Origin of the sequence: Oceanobacillus picturae (assembly GCF_000612865.1) — a bacterium.
Classification (GTDB): domain Bacteria; phylum Bacillota; class Bacilli; order Bacillales; family Amphibacillaceae; genus Oceanobacillus_B; species Oceanobacillus_B jordanicus.
Window position 1 is genome coordinate 1,014,987 of record NZ_CCAX010000001.1, and the last position, 17,980, is coordinate 1,032,966.

Annotated in this window: 21 protein-coding genes; 2 read left to right on the forward strand and 19 right to left on the reverse strand. The window is 38.0% G+C overall.

Going from position 1 to position 17,980, the window contains the following annotated elements; translation table 11 throughout:
• Positions 1 to 29: 29 nt before the first annotated feature.
• The 4 genes from BN988_RS05095 to BN988_RS05110 form a co-directional block, all read right to left on the reverse strand.
• On the reverse strand, positions 30 to 893 hold the full coding sequence (locus BN988_RS05095) for a thermonuclease family protein (protein ID WP_051557675.1): 864 nt from the start codon (positions 891 to 893) through the stop codon (positions 30 to 32).
• A 51-nt stretch (positions 894 to 944) separates the two neighbouring features.
• Complete coding sequence (locus BN988_RS05100) at positions 945 to 1,781, reverse strand: alpha/beta fold hydrolase (protein ID WP_036573762.1); 837 nt, start codon at positions 1,779 to 1,781, stop codon at positions 945 to 947.
• A gap of 265 nt (positions 1,782 to 2,046) precedes the next feature.
• Positions 2,047 to 2,799 (reverse strand): CPBP family intramembrane glutamic endopeptidase, encoded by a 753-nt coding sequence (locus BN988_RS05105; protein ID WP_036573764.1) that lies wholly within the window; start codon positions 2,797 to 2,799, stop codon positions 2,047 to 2,049.
• 257 nt (positions 2,800 to 3,056) lie between these two features.
• Positions 3,057 to 4,658, reverse strand: coding sequence for a BCCT family transporter (locus tag BN988_RS05110; protein WP_036573765.1), 1,602 nt, complete (start codon positions 4,656 to 4,658; stop codon positions 3,057 to 3,059).
• A gap of 172 nt (positions 4,659 to 4,830) precedes the next feature.
• Here BN988_RS05110 and BN988_RS05115 point away from each other — a divergent pair, with 172 nt between their 5' ends.
• Positions 4,831 to 6,387 carry an ABC-F family ATP-binding cassette domain-containing protein gene (locus BN988_RS05115; protein WP_036573767.1) on the forward strand — a complete coding sequence of 519 codons (1,557 nt, stop codon included), beginning with the start codon at positions 4,831 to 4,833 and terminating at the stop codon, positions 6,385 to 6,387.
• Between the two features lie 158 nt (positions 6,388 to 6,545).
• Here the strand turns inward: BN988_RS05115 and BN988_RS05120 are convergent, their stop codons facing one another.
• The 9 genes from BN988_RS05120 to BN988_RS05155 all read right to left on the reverse strand — a co-directional run bounded on the left by BN988_RS05120 (position 6,546) and on the right by BN988_RS05155 (position 13,228).
• The gene (locus BN988_RS05120; protein WP_036573770.1) at positions 6,546 to 7,154 is read right to left on the reverse strand and encodes a hypothetical protein; all 609 of its coding nucleotides are present in this window, start codon (positions 7,152 to 7,154) and stop codon (positions 6,546 to 6,548) included.
• Between the two features lie 13 nt (positions 7,155 to 7,167).
• Positions 7,168 to 7,329 carry a hypothetical protein gene (locus BN988_RS19050; protein WP_187120232.1) on the reverse strand — a complete coding sequence of 54 codons (162 nt, stop codon included), beginning with the start codon at positions 7,327 to 7,329 and terminating at the stop codon, positions 7,168 to 7,170.
• 163 nt (positions 7,330 to 7,492) lie between these two features.
• Positions 7,493 to 9,175 carry a DUF2207 domain-containing protein gene (locus BN988_RS05125; protein WP_036573773.1) on the reverse strand — a complete coding sequence of 561 codons (1,683 nt, stop codon included), beginning with the start codon at positions 9,173 to 9,175 and terminating at the stop codon, positions 7,493 to 7,495.
• 126 nt (positions 9,176 to 9,301) lie between these two features.
• On the reverse strand, positions 9,302 to 10,234 hold the full coding sequence (locus tag BN988_RS05130; protein WP_231495191.1) for a M23 family metallopeptidase: 933 nt from the start codon (positions 10,232 to 10,234) through the stop codon (positions 9,302 to 9,304).
• 161 nt (positions 10,235 to 10,395) lie between these two features.
• Positions 10,396 to 10,593: a hypothetical protein gene (locus tag BN988_RS05135; protein ID WP_036573777.1), complete on the reverse strand. Its 198-nt coding sequence runs from the start codon at positions 10,591 to 10,593 to the stop codon at positions 10,396 to 10,398.
• Positions 10,594 to 10,641: 48 nt separating this feature from the next.
• Complete coding sequence (locus BN988_RS05140) at positions 10,642 to 10,977, reverse strand: hypothetical protein (RefSeq protein WP_036573779.1); 336 nt, start codon at positions 10,975 to 10,977, stop codon at positions 10,642 to 10,644.
• 271 nt (positions 10,978 to 11,248) lie between these two features.
• Complete coding sequence (locus BN988_RS05145) at positions 11,249 to 11,713, reverse strand: hypothetical protein (protein WP_036573782.1); 465 nt, start codon at positions 11,711 to 11,713, stop codon at positions 11,249 to 11,251.
• A 76-nt stretch (positions 11,714 to 11,789) separates the two neighbouring features.
• On the reverse strand, positions 11,790 to 12,581 hold the full coding sequence (proC, locus tag BN988_RS05150) for a pyrroline-5-carboxylate reductase (RefSeq protein WP_036573785.1): 792 nt from the start codon (positions 12,579 to 12,581) through the stop codon (positions 11,790 to 11,792).
• 137 nt (positions 12,582 to 12,718) lie between these two features.
• Positions 12,719 to 13,228 (reverse strand): DUF3231 family protein, encoded by a 510-nt coding sequence (locus BN988_RS05155; RefSeq protein WP_036573788.1) that lies wholly within the window; start codon positions 13,226 to 13,228, stop codon positions 12,719 to 12,721.
• A gap of 375 nt (positions 13,229 to 13,603) precedes the next feature.
• Here BN988_RS05155 and BN988_RS05160 point away from each other — a divergent pair, with 375 nt between their 5' ends.
• Positions 13,604 to 14,731, forward strand: a complete 1,128-nt coding sequence (locus BN988_RS05160) for a CAP domain-containing protein (RefSeq protein WP_036573790.1) — start codon at positions 13,604 to 13,606, stop codon at positions 14,729 to 14,731.
• Positions 14,732 to 14,805: 74 nt separating this feature from the next.
• Here the strand turns inward: BN988_RS05160 and BN988_RS19405 are convergent, their stop codons facing one another.
• The 6 genes from BN988_RS19405 to BN988_RS05185 all read right to left on the reverse strand — a co-directional run bounded on the left by BN988_RS19405 (position 14,806) and on the right by BN988_RS05185 (position 17,854).
• A complete protein-coding gene (locus BN988_RS19405) occupies positions 14,806 to 15,045 on the reverse strand; it encodes a GNAT family N-acetyltransferase (RefSeq protein ID WP_051557678.1) in 240 nt (79 codons plus the stop codon).
• Positions 15,042 to 15,293 carry a hypothetical protein gene (locus BN988_RS18295; RefSeq protein WP_051557680.1) on the reverse strand — a complete coding sequence of 84 codons (252 nt, stop codon included), beginning with the start codon at positions 15,291 to 15,293 and terminating at the stop codon, positions 15,042 to 15,044. The genes BN988_RS19405 and BN988_RS18295 overlap by 4 nt, the downstream gene beginning before the upstream one ends.
• A 21-nt stretch (positions 15,294 to 15,314) precedes the next feature.
• Positions 15,315 to 15,830: a GNAT family N-acetyltransferase gene (locus tag BN988_RS05170; protein ID WP_036573793.1), complete on the reverse strand. Its 516-nt coding sequence runs from the start codon at positions 15,828 to 15,830 to the stop codon at positions 15,315 to 15,317.
• 97 nt (positions 15,831 to 15,927) lie between these two features.
• Entirely contained in the window at positions 15,928 to 16,716 is a 789-nt protein-coding gene (locus BN988_RS05175; RefSeq protein ID WP_051557683.1) for a class I SAM-dependent methyltransferase, read from the reverse strand.
• An 82-nt stretch (positions 16,717 to 16,798) separates the two neighbouring features.
• Positions 16,799 to 17,305 (reverse strand): GNAT family N-acetyltransferase, encoded by a 507-nt coding sequence (locus tag BN988_RS05180; protein ID WP_036573795.1) that lies wholly within the window; start codon positions 17,303 to 17,305, stop codon positions 16,799 to 16,801.
• A gap of 267 nt (positions 17,306 to 17,572) precedes the next feature.
• Positions 17,573 to 17,854: a hypothetical protein gene (locus BN988_RS05185; RefSeq protein WP_036573797.1), complete on the reverse strand. Its 282-nt coding sequence runs from the start codon at positions 17,852 to 17,854 to the stop codon at positions 17,573 to 17,575.
• Positions 17,855 to 17,980: the final 126 nt, after the last annotated feature.

Genomic DNA, 17,980 nt, shown 5'->3' on the forward strand with positions numbered 1-17,980 from the left:
TTTAAGTGTACACCAATATGTATGTTACCCTATGGCAGACTTTCGCAAACCAATCCGTCGTCATCATTTCCATCTAAGCGATGTGAATCTTTCTCTGGTCCGCCAGCTGCCTCAAAAAATTTTTGTGCTTCCTGCTGGGTATCAAAATCTCCACAATCCCTGTCAGGGCCGTTCGGGTCGTAACTTACTTTATTTGAAGCCTCGGGCTCCTTGTCTCTATTGTTTACAGATTTCTCTTCCTCATTTTGGTAATAAAACCCTTCCTCTGTCACATATCCTTCTCTGCTCCATATACCAAGCTCGTTGTCCTTTGCTCTATTCTGCGCTTTCATGTATGCCTCAAAATGTACATAGGGCGGGGCATATACATATGCAAGACGGGCCAGCCCATGTTCTAGTAGTGTTTGGTTAAACATCTCACCATCTACCCAAATATAAGCAAGGAGTCGGTCATATTTATCCCTAGCAGGCCCGTCAAACTCAAGCTCTATCTGTTTCCCTTCCAGCCTCTCTTTCGCAAAACTGCTCGCTTCAGGTCCTAAAGGCTGGACTGGCTTGGATGGGTGCTTTGTCTCTGGTGTATCTACTAACAGCAAGCGTACCGTTTCTTCCTTTCCATTATAGATCACTTTGACCGTGTCGCCATCTACCACTCTGCTCACTTTCGCCCCTTCCAAAGTCTCTTCTTGAGTGCCCGTCTCTTTATTATGGTTTTCGCTCTCAATCTCTTTTTCCTGTTGCTCGGCTTCCTTTTCGTTCCCGTCTTCCTCTATAGGCTTTTCAGTTTCTGATGTTCCGTTTGTTCCCATGTTTTCGATTGTTCCACAACCTACTACAAAGATTAATAGAAATGTAGCAATCAGAACTTTTTTTATGTACATATGTAATTTCATGCTGTTCCTCCCTGTATGCTTTGAAGTTAATTCCAGATAATGTCTACAAAACTATCTGCACACAAAATTAAGGATGGTTTCTTTGAATTCCTCTTGATTTTCTATATAAGGATGATGGCTGCCTTTTATTATACTGACTTGCTTATTTTTAAATTGAAATAATTGATGATGAGTTGGACCCACTGCGTGATCGTTTTCGCCAGCTATAATTAGTACTGGATTAGTAATAGCACTCGTTATCAACGAAAAATCTCGAAAATAATCTTTTGATGTAAACACAAATTGCTGGAAAATCGGATCACTTTTCAATCCATCTTGGTCAACTAAGTCTACTTCCTTCTTCATTTCTAAATCGGAATATTGGAACGAAAAATAAACCTCATTTTCTAACAAACTAGTGAGTATTTCATAATAGGTTTTTATAAATGATTCTAAACTCAATGTATCTATTTCTGGTACATCTCTTTTTAATAATGAAGCTCCTCTTATAATCTGATGCTTAAAAGAAGCTAACATATGTAGGGTTACATTTGATAAGATAATCCCTTTCATCCTGTTGGGAAATTTGCTAGCATAATTTACTGCAAGAAGCCCACCAAAGGAGTGACCTATGATCCACCATTCTTCGATCCCCAAATGAATGCGTAACGCTTCTATATCCTCAACTACTCTTTCTAAGGAATAGTCTTGTATAGGACTGTGCTCAGATCTACCACATCCCCGCTGATCCAAGTAGATCATATGCAAATTTTCTTCTAACAAATCCCCTGCAAAGTGTTGAAACGATTTACTCCAGTATCCCGGCCCCCCATGCAGAAATAGACAAGGAGCACCCTTTCCACTAATATCATAATACAACGCTAACCCATCACTTGTTTTAAACTTCATTCATTTACACCCCCCCAGAATATTTTAACAATTGGTTTTAGGATCTAATAAGATCGGTTCACTGTTTTGTAAACTGGCTTTATATAATGTAATGTTACCGTCAGTTGGTTTAGAGGCATCTGCATGAATCTCAAAGTTTTCATTTAATGCTTACTCCAAAGCACTCCATTATTCCGTTTCAAACTAATAGCAAGTGTACCGAATTGCTAAATATTCTCCCACGGGAAAAGTTCTGTTTCACCGAAATTGCTGCTCCAGACATTGTCTAATAGATATTAAATACGAGAAATATAATAGGGAATACGCTGAATGCTATGTTAACAATGAAATGGCAAACAATAAGGGGAAACAATCTCTTTTGTTTATAATAAATAAATCCACTACCGGCACCCCACACGAAAAAGGCAACCGCATAGATAAAAGCTCCTTGTACACTTGCAGCTAACATAATATGTTGCAATGCAAAACCGGTGGATGGAATTAAAATAGCTACCCAAAGTTTACTATAATATTTTCTAAACACCGTTTGTGCATAACCACGGTACATTAACTCCTCAATCGGGGCATTAAGAAAAGGAAAGATAAGCGAGACAACAGCTGCAGACCACATCAACCATCTTGGTCGTGAAAACGCAGCCCCCTCTATATCACCTGCAAATACAGTTTGAAAATGGTCAACAAAGTCCACCCCATATAACAAAAACATGGTTGCTATAACTGCAATCACGAATGGTATGTATAAAACAAACAGCCATAAGAAACCGAACAAGATATCCTTTCCTAATAGCTCCCTACGAAAACCAATTAATTCATTAAACGAGCGTCCCTCTTTATTTAACACTCGCTTTAAAAAGAAGTAACATAGCACATTTACAACAGTAAAATAAATGGTTGAAAGGTCAGGAAGAAATGGAAAAGGAAGTTCTAGTCCAAATAGCTTAAACAAGACAAAGAGAACCAACAACACGCTAATAAGCAAGGGAATACGGATAAAAGAAACAATCCATGCATTTTTCAATAAATTGCACTTTCCTTCCATCATAAATTTGAATATATTGGATATTATATTCCTTGTTTCATATTTTCACTGTGTTCCAGAATTTATAATCTTAAAAGTATCCTATTCTCTTCTTTGTATTGCAGAACAAAAAGCGACACTACATACATTTTAACACTCCCCTAAATTTGTGATATAAGAAAATGTTATTTCTAACCTAGAAAAAATGCATTCACGCAAAAAAAATGGGCTGGGAAGTGATGTCCCAGCCCTTTCGCTTATTTATCTACCTTACTATATCTCTTCTTATCTTGTGGTTCGTCCTTCTTCCGCACATTGTGTATAAATGCTTTATCTTCATCAATCATTTTCTTCGCCGCAAAGATGGTCAATAACTGAAGGACGATGATCGGAAGTCCCATCAGCCCCGAAACCACTTCTAGTGGGGGAAGACCTCCTACACGCATAAGAACAAGCGCTAACGCTGTAATGATTGCTGCAACAATAATGCGTAAGGTTCTTGGCGGTTCTGACTTACTCATATTTTGTGTGCCAGTATAAGCGGCAATCGTATACGTAGTTGAATCTAACGTTGTCGTTAAGAATATGGTTGCAATTACGATAAAGATAACCAATGCTACGTTTTCTAGTGGCAGTGAAGATAGGATTTCCGGTATAACTGCCATTTCACCTTTATCACTTACGATATTGAGTACATCTACATCGCCTGTTAGAAAACGTTGAATTCCTAGTCCACCTAATATACCTGTCGCTATCCAGGAAATTAAAGTTGGTGCCAACAAGTATGTTAAGATCATTTCTTTAATCGTTCGCCCTCGTGAGATTTTTGCGGCAAACACACTGTGTAGCATCGCCCATGTTAAATTGTAAGCAAACCAGAAAACTGTATTACTCTCCACCCGAGTAGTACTTTCCATATTCAACGAGTTTGTATAGGTTGATAAGTCAACGTAATTGGATATAAGGGACCCCATTGTTTCTGTGAAGAAGTTTAGAATAAATATTCCAGGACCGAGAATCATAACAAATAACGCGAATCCACCGGCCAAATACATGTTCAACGTACTTAGACGTTTAATACCACGCTCTATTCCTAAGTAAGCACTAAGAGAGAACAACAATACCCATATAACCGTAACAATTAATGTAAGTGTAAAGGTAACCTCTATGTTAAGTAATTCAGACAGATTATTCGTAATAATTGGCGCACCTAGTCCTAATGTAACGGCTGCCCCGGCAAGAATGCTGACTAGAAAAATAACATCAAGCACTTTTCCCCCGAAACCATCTGTAAATTTGTCGCCGAAAAGAACACGACATGCCTCGGAAATCCGGAATAGCGGCTTTCTCCTAACGTGCAAAATATACGCCATTGCTGGGGCTGCCATTACAAAGACAGCGAACGTTTGGAAGCTCCAAAGAAACATGGCGTATGTGTTTCCCCATAGTAGCGCTTCTGTAGATTCTGCTTCCACCCCAAATGGTGGATCTATTGCAACATTTGCCCACTCTACCATACCTGTGCGCATAATCGTTGAACCTAATCCCATCGCTATCAAAATGGATGCATATTCAAATAAAGTAAACCTGGGTTTTTCCATTGGATCGCCGAGTACTACCTTTCCATACTTTGAAAAAGAAAAGAATAACCCTGCTGCTACTAAGATAATAGCGTACCATAGATATCCCCAACGGAAATTATTTACAATACTATTAAAAATGCTATTCAGCACTTCTAGTGATCTCTGTTCATAAATGACTAACGGAATACAAATCGCAATAACAATTAATAAGGCTGGTGCAAATATTCGATAGTCTATTAAATGTGTTTTTTTCTTTTTTACACTATTGTTCTCCATGTTATGCTACCTCCAATATTTCGATCACATTACTGCATACTACTTTTTTACCACACAGGTTGCTTGCTTAAACCAATAAGAATCTGTTTATTTTTTCCTTGCTCCCTATCCTTTTTCCTTCAGGACCGCTATAATGGGAAATGGAATCTTTAGAAAGAAAAGGTGTTTTTACATGAGTTTATTATCAGTGAATAACTTAAGCCACGGGTTTGGTGACCGTGCGATATTTGAAGACGTTTCTTTTCGTTTGTTGCAAGGGGAGCATATTGGACTTCTAGGTGCAAATGGAGAAGGAAAGTCTACTTTTATGAACATTATCACAGGAAAATTAGAGCCCGACGCAGGAAAGGTAAGCTGGGCTAAACACGTACGAGTTGGTTATCTAGACCAGCATGCTGTGCTTAAAAAAGGCATGACCATACGTGATGCGCTGCGGACGGCATTTCAATATCTATACGATATGGAAACAGAAATGAATGAACTGTATGCCAAAATGGGAGAAGTGGAGCCAGAAGAACTCGAGGAAATTCTTGAGGAAACTGGTCGTATACAAGACGCTTTAACCAACAACGATTTTTATATTATTGATGCAAAAGTCGATGAGGTAGCCAATGGGTTAGGACTTGATGACTTCGGTTTGGAGCGAGATGTTCATGATCTAAGCGGCGGACAACGTACAAAGGTGCTACTTGCTAAATTGCTTCTTGAAAAACCCGATATTTTGCTTTTGGATGAACCGACAAACTATCTAGACGTAGAGCATATTGTCTGGTTAAAGGAATACCTATTGGCATATGAACATGCTTTTATCCTTGTGTCACATGATATCCCTTTTATGAACAGTGTCGTCAATCTTATTTATCACATGGAAAATCAACAGCTCACCCGATATCCTGGTGACTATGATGAATTCTTACGTGTGTATGAAATGAAGAAGCAACAGCAGACAGCTGCTTATAAAAAACAGCAAAAAGAAATTGCCAATTTGAAAGACTTTGTTGCACGAAACAAAGCAAATGCAGCAACGAGTAAAATGGCAATGTCCCGTCAGAAAAAGCTTGATAAGATGGAAGTAATTGAGCTAGATGCCGAGAAGCCCAAGCCTCAATTTGAATTTAAAGTGGCACGTACTCCAGGTAGATATTTGTTCGAAACAAGTGATCTCGTGATTGGCTATGAAGAGCCTTTGTCCCGTCCACTTAATTTAACAATGGAACGCGGACAAAAGCTTGCCCTATCAGGAGCAAACGGAATTGGAAAAACAACCTTGCTGCGGAGTATTCTTGGTGAAATCCCCGCCCTTTCTGGTAGCGTGGAGCTAGGTGAGCATCTGCACATTGGTTACTTTGAACAGGAAATGAAAGAGGTTAGTAAAAAGACGTGCATCGAGGAAATTTGGGATGAATTCCCTCATATGAATCAATACGAAGTGCGGGCTGCTCTAGCTCGATGTGGCCTTACTACCAAACACATTGAAAGCAAAGTACAGGTATTAAGCGGGGGAGAAAAAGCGAAGGTGCGCCTTTGCAAACTGTTAAATCAGGAATCCAATTTGCTCGTACTCGATGAGCCAACCAATCACCTTGATAAAGATGCTAAAGCAGAGTTAAAACGTGCGCTTAAAGAGTTTAAGGGAAGTGTTTTACTTATCTCCCACGAGCCAGATTTTTATGAAGACATTGTAACAGAAATCTGGAATTGCGAAGACTGGACTACAAAAGCATTTTAGTGAAAACGCGAAGAGCGCCTGATTCAATACAGGCGCTCTTTTTATACGTTTGGAAAGCATAAAATTTTAACTAGGAATCAATAACGACGTAGTTAAAATTTTGAAGTCTAAAGTATAAGAAAAACATATACATTTGCTAAAAGACAAGCGAATGCGAGTTATTCTAATAATTGCATTGTAATATAGATCATAAGCGTTAAGAAAAATAGCAATGCCTCTATGTTGTAAATGAACGGATTTGGCTTCAACTTTTCCAAGAATTTGATTCGCTTTATTGTGCTTTGGTTGACCAGGTTATTCACATAATAAATGATCATAAGACTGAACAAACTCATTAATATGGCTATCCATGTTTCTCCATTTAACCAAAAAGATATAGCGAGAAATATAGACCACACACTTTTAAAGACACCCGCTAAATTTTCATAAGAACTCGAAAAAGTATCAAGCATCCATGTTGCCCGCTCTTCCCATATTTCACTTTGTTCCTGTTTTACAATATGTACGATATGGCCCGCTTGAAAGCCCATTGTGATAACAAGCATAAGTAAATAAACGAACCCAAAAATACTTCCAGTTAAAAGAAGTTCTTGCTCTTGCTCAAAATATAGCGCGAATGGCAGTGGTAGCCACATAGCATACATAAATCCCATTACCACGTGGAGCAATCCTTGTTCCTTGTTTTTCATTAGCTTCATGAATGTAAGAAGGATGGTGACAAATACACCAATCCCTATCCACCCTAGAATAACCGTAGATAATAGCATTGTGTTGTTCCCCCTAACTACCTAAAAACATTACTAGGACAATGGACAAAAATGCACTCAAAAGAAAGGAAATTAGCCAATCCTTTTTCTTTGTAGTTTTAAGCATGATGTTTAAAAACGAACTAATTGCCATCATAACCAAAAAAGCAAACAAAATCATTATGAAAACTTCCATCGTAACCTCTCCTTTTAATAGTTGAACTGGATTACTCTTTAGCAGTTAGAATGGCTATAATAGCATCTGCCTCTATTAACTAAATATATCTGATGATAATTTAAGTTACAAAAATTTTTAGCCGGGTCGCTCCTTTAAAAAACAGGTCACAAATTATGACCTGTTAGAACGCGCCGGATCCCCCGCCGCCACCGCCAACTCCTCCACCTGGTGTTCCACCACTAGAGGAATATGCAGCTGCTGCAGTTGTATGTGCTTCTTTAAAATCGTGATTAATTGCTGCGGCGATTACCATAAACATGACAAAATCAGTTTGAGTGCCACTGTTGAATTGGGGTGTCGCCTTCATCATCTTGTCACTTGCTTTATTAACATGTTTATTATTTGTACCGAGGCTATAGATAAAGGCACGCTTTTGTTCATCATCTTGTAATTCTTCCCATTCTTGCTCTTTTAAAGAAGGGTACTTTGCCTGAAAGCTTTTCCATTGTTTATAGATTCGTTCCCCTTTCACCGCGCGTGGTGAGTAAAGGCAAGCAAAACTGAAGAAAGTCCCAAAAAAGACAATCATAATAGCCAAGCTAAGGAATAATCCATATATACCGAATAAAATAATTAACGGTAACAATAAAAGCGAAGAGATACCAACTACAATACGTAATTTCCCCTCATTAGATTTTAATTTATTTCCTTTTATGTCTTCCAAAACAGCTTGCTTCCACTTATGGAAATCATCACGATATGCTTTATGATTTTTCTTGTCTTTCGTATATACCTTTAAATGCTTAAGAGTAAATTCTCCATTTCTTCCAATCTTATCAAATAACCAACTCAATAATAGGGATTCATGTTTGTGATCGGTATTGCGTTCCATAACAATAAAGTGTTCCTCATCATCATGTTTCACATAGCCTTTACGAACAAGATCTAGTAATGCAGCTGTCAGTGTCTTTTCATTTACCAAGCGTGCATTCATGTACGCAATAGTAGCTGGGAGGCTCATTTCTTCTTTTGGAACAAAATATGCAGTACCAAAACGGCGTTCAACCTCTTGCTGGACAGCATTTCTTTTTCGAACTGTATAAATAATTAGTATTAACAAATAAATGGCAAAAGCACCAATAATAAAAGGAGAAATGGTAGTGAAGAAGTCTTTTCTTGCTTCATAAGCAGCCTGCTTCTCATCTAGTTCTTCTTTTTTAGCAAGAATTTCTCCTCGTATTGCTGTATCCTCTGTTAAAGTCGCGTTTGGAAAGAGGGAAGCATCAAAGGCTGTTCGAATGTCGCCATTTTCACCACTATCAACATGTCCCATGTTAAAGTGGACGACACCTTCCTCCTCTATGCTCTCTGAGCCTGCAGCTTCATCCTCACCATAAGCAATGACTCCCTCTGTCGGTTTAGGTGGATGAACATATACATCCATCTGATTGTAATCGGATTCGTTGCTTTGATCGAAAAACGGCCAGTCAAACCGTGCAACGTCCGTATATTTTTCAATTCCGTTTTCAATTGTATAGGATAAATCAACCGTGATGGTCTCATCCGAGCCACTGCGATAAACACGATATTCATTGACTTGCTGCTCCACATCTAATGCTTGATCTCCCTCTTTAGCAGAGACATCGACAATGGCAGTTTCCTTCTTTGGAATGAGTGACCGGGTAATGCCATTAAACTCTCCTTCGAACGCATAGGTATGCGTCTCAGTGACATGAACTTCTCCATTCTCCTGTAAATACGCATCAATTCGTGTTTTTTCTATGGAGTATTCAACGGCCAGTGCCTCGATAGGAAAAATGAACAAGATCGCTAGTATGGTGAGGAGTATACTTATTTTTTTCACGTTCTCCGCCCCCTCTCGTTATGATGTAATACGAATTAGCTAGAAAAAAGTTTCATAATGTTTCACAGCGGAGACCGTTAAGCACAAAAAACCTCCCGAATGGAAGGTTATAATAAAGCTATTAACTTAAAATCCTTCAACCACTTCCCCACGAATAGGCTCCTCAACATTGAACTTAATGCGAAGCGAGGTAGCATTTTCCCATTCAGCACTGTCAGCAACATGGAAATGAATATGTGGCTCACTTGAATTTCCAGAGTTCCCGGCTAAACCAAGCAATTCTCCGGCCTTTACTTCCTGTCCTTCTTTGACTACAACACTATCTTTCTTGAAATGTCCTAGTATACTATATTCATTATTATCGTGTTTGATGATTACATGGTTCCCGGCAGGCTGATCAGTATTTGTGTCAACACCAGGAGTATTCTCTGCTATCCCATTTTCCACTGAAACTACCACACCTTCTAAAGGTGCTACAACATCCTTTCCAAATGCAAAGTAGCTTTCATTTGTCGTAGAATCACCTTCAAAGGTACTATCCCCCTCTTTCATCAGGAGGTCATAGGCATAGCGCTGTGGCTCATGTGCATAATGGTAATTAATGAGCTCGTTTGTACCACCCCAAAAGGTAAACCATGGTTCGTTTATTGGCATGTGGTAGGTGTTCTTTGTATATACTTCATCACTTTCTAAGTTTGCTGTAATGTTTAATACTTGCAACCCCTCAATTGTTAGGTCTTCACTGAAATAAGCCCTGATTCCCTTTTTGTCTTTTTCGCTAATCCATTGATATTCCACCACTTCTGGTAGACTCATTTCGGAAATTAAAGCGTAACTTTCCACTCCATCATTAAACTGCTCTCCGATTCCTATAAACTCCTCCAATGAAACTTCATTTTTGAAAGACTCACTAAATTGGTTATAGATCCGCTCATAATTACCTGAAAGAAATTGCTTTGGAAAATCTCCTGCAGGTATGGCTTCTGTCATTGTCTCTTCCTTCTCCTCCATTTTATCCGAATCGCCTTCCTTATTACTACAAGCTGCCAATCCAATCATAAATAACACTCCTATAGTTATTTTTACAAATGCCCTCATATTCCCGCTCCTTTCAACCGTGCTTTACCAATAATACGAATAAGTGGGATGAAAGTTTCGTCCATGACCCGAACCCTAATAAATAAGGAAGACCCGGCATATAGATTTCCGGGTCTTCCTTTTTATTTCCAAGACTGTATGAGATCTTTAAAAAACTCTGTGTTTAACGTCCATGTGAAATGGTCGAAATAACCTAGCCAGTCTGTTCCAGTTAAATGGCCACCAATAACGAAGGAACTAAAAAATAGTGTCATATATATAGCAATGGAGAGAAAGCAATCAACCGTCTCTCTCCAATATGGTTTGTCTGTTTGCTTCATCTATCGTTTCCTCTTCTCTTCTTATTTTCTGACAAGAAATAAGAAGAACTAGGAGAGGTAATTAGAATGGTATTTTTTAAGATGGATATGCCACGTGTATCTTGGTCTATCAGGGAAAAGCAATTCTGTTGTTAAGAGCTTTACCCTAGGAACTGCTTTTGTTAAGAAAAGTGGCAATGGAGGTGGGTGATCTGCTTTATCTATATCTGAAGAGACAACTCCATTTGTGATGTGGGCAATTTCTATCTGCTGCACATCTTTAAATGCTGAAACAGTCTCCTCTGAGGAAGCAGATTGCTGTATATGTTGCACCAATATTGTCGCCTGGCTTATACCGAAGAAAACCAGTACTGCGATGAATAAGTAAACGCATTGCTTCCTCATCATATCCCCCCTCTATTTTTATCATACCAAGATTATTGATAATTGGATAGATACACTTCATTTTACTTTTATTACTCCCATGCCTAAAGGCGTAAACTATAAACGGTGCGGTTTAAGAGTGGATTCTTAAATGAGAAGACAAAGTCGTTTCTATTAAATCAATAAGCGACCTCAAATAGGGAATATCTCATTACCCAGTAAGCTTTCTCAGTTTGGAAATTTAAACACTAAAAAAGAGCCCAGTATAGTCACATAGGCTCTCGCAATACTTTTATTCAGATACTTGTTTTTTTCTATCCCAACCCAATTTTTCGAGTAGTTGATAATCCTTTGACTTTATAAAAGGAATATCATGCTTATTGGAAAAATCATCTAACTCTTCATATAGTTTTACAGGTTTAAAATCGATGAGCCGGATGTTAATACCTTTATGCGTATGAACAACAGCGCCCTTTGTTGCCCAGCCATATCGTTTAAATTTTATATGGCTTATTTGACTTGGTGGCACTCGTTTTTTATATAGGAGAAGCCCCAACCATATGATGTGATAGGTAATGGATTCCTCATTAATGTCGCAAGAATAACGAATAAAAGCAGTTGCGAATATAAAGGCTGTAAAAAGGAGGAAAGAATAAGAGAACCATCCAAAATTTTCCATATCTCTAATTGTGCTTAAAAAGAAAATAATTGACAAGAAGACTAAAACTCTACCTCTTCCTACATACGAATACTGCATCGCCACATCACCTCTCCAGTATGTAAAAGCCTCTTACTAAAGCATACCGTAAATTGGATGAATGAAATGGGGAGTTTTAGTGTCCCATTTTTTCCATGTTAGACCGGACTGCCTGAATTATGGCATCCCGAAACCCGCTTGTTTCCAAGCTTGCTACAGATTGGATGGTGGTGCCATTAGGAGAACAAACCTCATCCTTCAATTTAGCTGGATGCTCGCCTGTTTCCAATACCATTTTTGCTGCGCCTAAGGCAGCTTGTGCTGCAATATTGTACGCCTTCTCTCTTGGCATCCCATATAATACTGCGGCATCTGCTAATGCCTCTATGTACATATACATAAATGCAGGAGACGAGCCACCGACTGCACTAGCTGTATCCATTAACTTCTCCTCAATCACTTCGGCTTTTCCAATGCTGTTAAATAATTCTACAACTCTCTGCTTCTCTTCTTCACTTATAAAGGAATTAAAGCTAAGACTGGTTAGACCTTCCCCAACAAGGACTGGAGTATTTGGCATTGCTTTTACTAACTTCACTTTTCTTCCAAATCGCGCTTCATTCTCTGCAATACCCTGTCCTCCAGCAATAAGAATGATCAATGTTTCATCCTGAATACTATCTCTGATTTCTTCAATCACGGCAGGATACTTATCTGGTGTAACAGAAAGAAAGACAATTTCACATAGAGTAGCAATGTCTTGATTGCTTTCCACTGTTTGAATCCCGTACGTTTCTTCAAGTAGCTGTAGTTTATCCCAGCTTCGGTTTGAAGCAACAATTTGTTCAGGTAGATGACCTGCCTTCACCATTCCTCCAATAATCGCTTCCGCCATATTTCCACTGCCAATAAATCCGATCTTCTTCATCTAAAAACCCTTTACCTTTTTCTCTACATACTTATATATTTTAGTATAGGGTCCGCTTTTGGGCAAATGGCGATAAGTCTTAGCTGAATTAAAAAAAGAAGCCCTCACAGTGATGTGAAGGCTTTGAAACTTAAGAATTAGTCACTTTTCGATGCATGGTGGAGTGGTGGTGGAACGAGCCATCCTTTTTCCTTTGTTAGTTTTAAAAACTTCCCACCTAATGCTGCTTTATTCATGTGAAATTGTCCAAACATCATCACGATGTCTTCACGAATCGAAGTACCCATTATCTGACTGCAGGCTACAAGACCCGCTGCCACCTTTGCAGAAGCTGCTGCTGCCACATCGGGATCCTGAAAGCGCGCTCCAACTGGAATGTCTTCCAAATCGACACTTGGTGGCTCTGGAGCAGCTGGAGGAAGTCCTACACCGTTTTGTGTAAGTACTTCAGAAACTTGCTTTGCCTCTTGCTGAGCTTGTTCGACTGCGTCCTTTAGAAGCTTCTTTAAGTCTCCGTCTCCGACATGATTCATTAACATCTGATGATCTGCTATTGCCTTGTTCGCAACCATTAGATATTCCCATGCACTAAACACTTCTCCATAATGCATTGGTTCTTCTTGTGGATTACCACTTAAAATACCCATCTTAACCCTCCTTACAAAGTTCGTTTAAGTGCACCCTTCTTTCTTGCACACCTATATTGTGGTATTATGTGGAACATATTATCCATTCCTACAATAAAATGCGGATTTTATCGTTAGTAATTAACATATCCAATAAGTCTCTTTACAAACTCTTCCAGTTATCATCATCCTTTTAACTTTCTTATTTTAAAAAATCCCCCTGACTTTTCATTAACCATTGAATTGCTTTAAATTGTAGAGAAAAGGGAATCATCAATTACAATGTACTTGCTTTTTAAAATATCAAATGACTTCTATTATGTTGCTCTTTTGTTCATACTGATGATACTTGATATATTTATTAAATTAGAATTTTTGCTCAGGATGTGAATATATATGCCTAAATTACGAAATATTATAGCCTTATTGCTCATAGCGTGGGGATTTTGGCATTTTTACGGGGAAGATTTTCAGCATTCTGGCTTTACCGGTGTATATGAAGAAATCTCCACCGATATAAATAATATAAGACAGGATCCCACTGTCATTGCCACTATAGAATCAATTAATCAGGGCTTTCAAGATTTAGTTGGGAATATTAAGGGAGAACAAGAGGCTCCACAATCTGCTGATCCTGGAGCTGAGAAACCCCATTTAGAAGCTCCGGAGGACCAATCATTTTCCATACACAATGTAGAAATAGGAGATGATCGATCCAAAGTTGAAGAGATTACCGAAGAACCACAGCGATCTACTGTGAATGAATATGGGGTCGAGTGGGTGACATATCATGAGAATTACCATAACTTTTTTATGGCGGCCTTCGATGAAGAGGGAAAGGTTGCCGGATTATATACGAATCAGGACTTACTTACCTCTGAAGACGGTATTGCTTTTGACAGTAACCGAGACGCTGTATTATCCGCGCTTGGAGATCCACTTACCGCAATAAGAAAAGGTGCTATTCGATATCAAATTCAAAGCGACGAGGAATATGACACTTTTCTAATTGACGAAAATTACGTAACCATCTTTTATGATAAGCATGAGAACAATACCGTCACTGCTGTACAAATTATTAGTGAAGAACTCGAACAACAAAAGAACGCATATTATACAGATCCAGGTGGTGAATTAAAAGAAGGTCTGGAGTATCAACTATTTGATCTGACAAATGCCGTTAGAGTTGTTCACGGGCTCCCTGTATTGGAGTGGAACGAACCTTTACAAAAAACTGCAGAGGAACACAGCTCAGATATGGCAGAAAACAATTATTTTAGTCATACAAACCTAGATGGCCAATCCCCGTTTGACCGAATGGCTGAGGATGACATTGCTTTTCGAACTGCAGGAGAGAATCTTGCTACCGGCCAACCCAGCAGTATCTTTGCCCATGAAGGCTTAATGAATTCAATGGGACATAGGGAAAATATATTACAGGCAAACTACGAAACCCTCGCTGTAGGCGTATCCTTTGGTGAGAATAATAGACCGTACTATACAGAGAACTTTGTTACAGAATAGGCAGGTTGGTTAAAAACCTAAGCCTGCCTATTAATAAAGAACTCAATTGAAACTCCTATCCAATATTCCCAGCTTCATCTTAGTAAAAGCTGAAAACTACTATATTCTCTATTCTTTTCATCAAACTTTGTACTGACTTCAACAAATCTTAGTGCTTCAAATAATTTTCTTGAAGCACTATTATAAGAATAGATTTTATTTACCTTAATACTGGACCAATTAAGGTGAATTGCTCTTTTAATTATCAGTTCTATTACACGCTTACCAATGCCCTTTCCCCGAAACATTTTTTCACCAATTACAATTGGAATCATCTCTCTAATAATGTTACATCACCAATTGAAACCCACTTATTATTTTGCTGTATCTCAATAATATAAACTTCACCAATTTTTAGTAGATATGTGTACATTCTTTCTATTGTAATCCTGTTATAAGGTTCTGTGCCCTCACCCTCGGAGTAGAAAAGTATTTCTTTGTCTTGATACCATGGTAATGCAATTTGTAGATCCTCTGGCAGTTTTATATTTCTTAATCGAAGATCCTTCTCTCTCAAGACCATTGTATTACTCCTTTTAAAACGTTATTGCTGATTCACATACTCTTCACGTAATACACTCATCGTATATGCATCTTGGTAACTGCCATTAACAAAATAGTGATTTTTTTGTTCCCCTTCAACCCGGAAACCTACTTTTTTATAAATATGTATGGCTTTTTCATTAACCTTAATGACCTGCAAAGATAATTTATGTAAGTTTAATTGATTAAAGCAATAGTCCGCCATTAATTTTGTGGCATCTGTTGCATACCCTTTACCTTGATAATCTGGATCGATTATAATAGCGAATTGCGCGAAACGATGACGGAAATTAATACCGTAGAGACCAAGATAACCGATTCTTTCATTAGAATGGTAAAGAATAAACTGTCTAAATGCCTCATTATCTTGCTGCTGCTCATAGTTTTTCTTTAACTTTTCCAGTGTCGTATAAGGCTCCGAAAACCAGTAATCCATTACATCAGGATTAATTCGCATTTTATGAATGAATTCTAAGTCTTCTTTCTCTACTGGCCGAATATGTAGGTTGTCTCTCATTCCATGACCCCTCTCTTATTGTATTAATTTAAATTTTAACAAAATTCTTAGTATGTTTCAGCTATATGGACTTTGCATTGTACTAATTGAATAAATGTCATACTTTTCTAAAACGAAATATAGCAACGGGAGGGATCTCATTCCATTCAAATTGACTTTCTCCCTTTTCTTTCTTAAAACTTGGTTCCTCTAATCCATCTAATACAAAACCGGCTTTAAAAAATAACGTCGTATAATACGCCATAGGTCTATGAAACATGTAGTGTGGTGTATCTTGCCCTTTTATTCCTATAGCTTCATAGGCTTGTGGAGAAAGGTACTTGAATAATTGAATACTATTTCTAGAAACGATTTCGCCGTTAATATCTTCCGACTCATGAATCGTTCTTACTCCTGGCGTTTGAAAACTTGGATGGGTAATAGAAAAAACAAAAGCCCCATTTGGCTTTAACATCTTATGCAATGATTCTATCAATGGGGTGATGTCAGCAATATCCATTAATGCCATGTTGGCTACAGCGTTATCGTACTTTTTATGCCCTAATTCATTTAAATCTTCATAACTCGTAGCATCCAAAACACGATATTCTATTTGGCCAAGATATTCCTTAGACCGCTTTTTTGCTCGTTCGACCATCTTCGAACTATAATCCAATGCAACTACTTTTGCCCCTAATTGTGCTAGCCTTCTTGAAAAGTTCCCATTTCCACAAGCAATATCTAATATCGTTTGCCCTTCTTTTACCTTTAATAATTTTTCAGTAGAGGGCCTGATAAGTTCTCGGTAAAATCGATTACTCTCTTCCCCCATATAATCATCCCAATGTTCCGCATTCTTTTCCCACCTTAATTTTGAATCCTGTATAAGTTCCTCCCTTTCGCTCAATGAGTATGCTCCTTTCTTATTACACTGGTTGGCTGGCCTATTATAATTAAGTAAAAGTTATCTACTAGTATCTTCCTAACTATTAAATATAATAAGCCATTAATATGTCATCTCCATAGGTCCCATCTTCATACTTAATTTGTTTTCTCTGAATCCCTTCGTCTATAAAGCCTATACGCCTGTAAACTTGAATGGCTCTTTGGTTGGATGAAGTAACACCAAGGCAAATTTTTTCTAACCCTTCCTGCTTTTTCGCCCAGTTAATAAGGTATTCCAGAAGTTTCGTACCAATCCCTTGATCGGTATATGCATTTCTAATCCCCATCCCTAATGAGCCAGCGTGATGTAATCGATTAAGGTCGTAACGCCTAAAGACGATAAAACCAACAACTTCCCCCTCTACTTCATAAACAGCAAAAAGATTATTTTTTTCGCAACTTTCTTGTATTCTCTCTTTTTCTAAGTTAATGTCATGTGGTAACTCGTTTGGAGATGTTATGAAAAACTTTGATGTCTTTTCTAATAGAATAATTTCCTTCTTTATATCTATAATCGCTTCCGCGTCATTTTGTTTCGCTAATCGTATCACTAAATCTCCCCCAATCTAAAAATGCACTTGTGACATCGTAGAAAAAGCTTCTAGCGTGCCCAACCTCCACGTAACCAGAAATTGATTTCAATCATCTTACAAATTGTACGTATTTCCCCTAATACCCTCAACTGCAGTTCACTTTGTTGATCAACGTCTTGATTTACCATTAATCCTGTAACCTACCTTTGATTTTCTAAGTTCACTTAAAACTATTGCTATAAGGGAAACGATTAATCCACCAGATTACACAAATAGGTCAAAAGTTTATAGCCATATAAACCCCAAACTAATACCTAAAGGAATAGAAACCCAAGTAATTATAAGGGAAAAAACAAAATAAGAAACTAAATTCTTATAGAAATGCAATAAGACAAAAAGTCCGCCAATCCCCCAAATCACGAGAACGATGAAAAACTCTGGCGCAACGAATGTTTTATCTGTATAGTTTTCAGCAATGGTGCCAGCTGCAAAAAAAGTAGAAACTATGATAGCTATAAAACCACTTATTAAAAGGTTAACCAGAGAAATTATTTTTCTTTTCCTCATATTTCACCTCTCCCAAAAGATTTTGCTGGTTGGTAGTTGTACACTGTATAATTTTAACATTCTCTTCTAGTTTGTTCATGGTTATTATTAAAAAAGTGATTCTTTTCAGTTTTTATTTTGCTATAT

Excerpts from the sequence above, each read along its gene's own strand:
- BN988_RS05095 (WP_051557675.1), bottom strand. The coding sequence starts at position 893 with ATGAAATTACATATGTACATAAAAAAAGTTCTGATTGCTACATTTCTA.
- BN988_RS05100 (WP_036573762.1), bottom strand. The coding sequence starts at position 1,781 with ATGAAGTTTAAAACAAGTGATGGGTTAGCGTTGTATTATGATATTAGT.
- BN988_RS05110 (WP_036573765.1), bottom strand. The coding sequence starts at position 4,658 with ATGGAGAACAATAGTGTAAAAAAGAAAAAAACACATTTAATAGACTAT.
- BN988_RS05115 (WP_036573767.1), top strand. The coding sequence starts at position 4,831 with ATGAGTTTATTATCAGTGAATAACTTAAGCCACGGGTTTGGTGACCGT.
- BN988_RS05120 (WP_036573770.1), bottom strand. The coding sequence starts at position 7,154 with ATGCTATTATCTACGGTTATTCTAGGGTGGATAGGGATTGGTGTATTT.
- BN988_RS19050 (WP_187120232.1), bottom strand. The coding sequence starts at position 7,329 with ATGGAAGTTTTCATAATGATTTTGTTTGCTTTTTTGGTTATGATGGCA.
- BN988_RS05130 (WP_231495191.1), bottom strand. The coding sequence starts at position 10,234 with ATGATTGGATTGGCAGCTTGTAGTAATAAGGAAGGCGATTCGGATAAA.
- BN988_RS05135 (WP_036573777.1), bottom strand. The coding sequence starts at position 10,593 with ATGAAGCAAACAGACAAACCATATTGGAGAGAGACGGTTGATTGCTTT.
- BN988_RS05140 (WP_036573779.1), bottom strand. The coding sequence starts at position 10,977 with ATGAGGAAGCAATGCGTTTACTTATTCATCGCAGTACTGGTTTTCTTC.
- BN988_RS05145 (WP_036573782.1), bottom strand. The coding sequence starts at position 11,713 with ATGCAGTATTCGTATGTAGGAAGAGGTAGAGTTTTAGTCTTCTTGTCA.
- proC (WP_036573785.1), bottom strand. The coding sequence starts at position 12,581 with ATGAAGAAGATCGGATTTATTGGCAGTGGAAATATGGCGGAAGCGATT.
- BN988_RS05155 (WP_036573788.1), bottom strand. The coding sequence starts at position 13,228 with ATGGGTATTTTAAGTGGTAATCCACAAGAAGAACCAATGCATTATGGA.
- BN988_RS05160 (WP_036573790.1), top strand. The coding sequence starts at position 13,604 with ATGCCTAAATTACGAAATATTATAGCCTTATTGCTCATAGCGTGGGGA.
- BN988_RS19405 (WP_051557678.1), bottom strand. The coding sequence starts at position 15,045 with ATGATTCCAATTGTAATTGGTGAAAAAATGTTTCGGGGAAAGGGCATT.
- BN988_RS18295 (WP_051557680.1), bottom strand. The coding sequence starts at position 15,293 with ATGGTCTTGAGAGAGAAGGATCTTCGATTAAGAAATATAAAACTGCCA.
- BN988_RS05170 (WP_036573793.1), bottom strand. The coding sequence starts at position 15,830 with ATGAGAGACAACCTACATATTCGGCCAGTAGAGAAAGAAGACTTAGAA.
- BN988_RS05185 (WP_036573797.1), bottom strand. The coding sequence starts at position 17,854 with ATGAGGAAAAGAAAAATAATTTCTCTGGTTAACCTTTTAATAAGTGGT.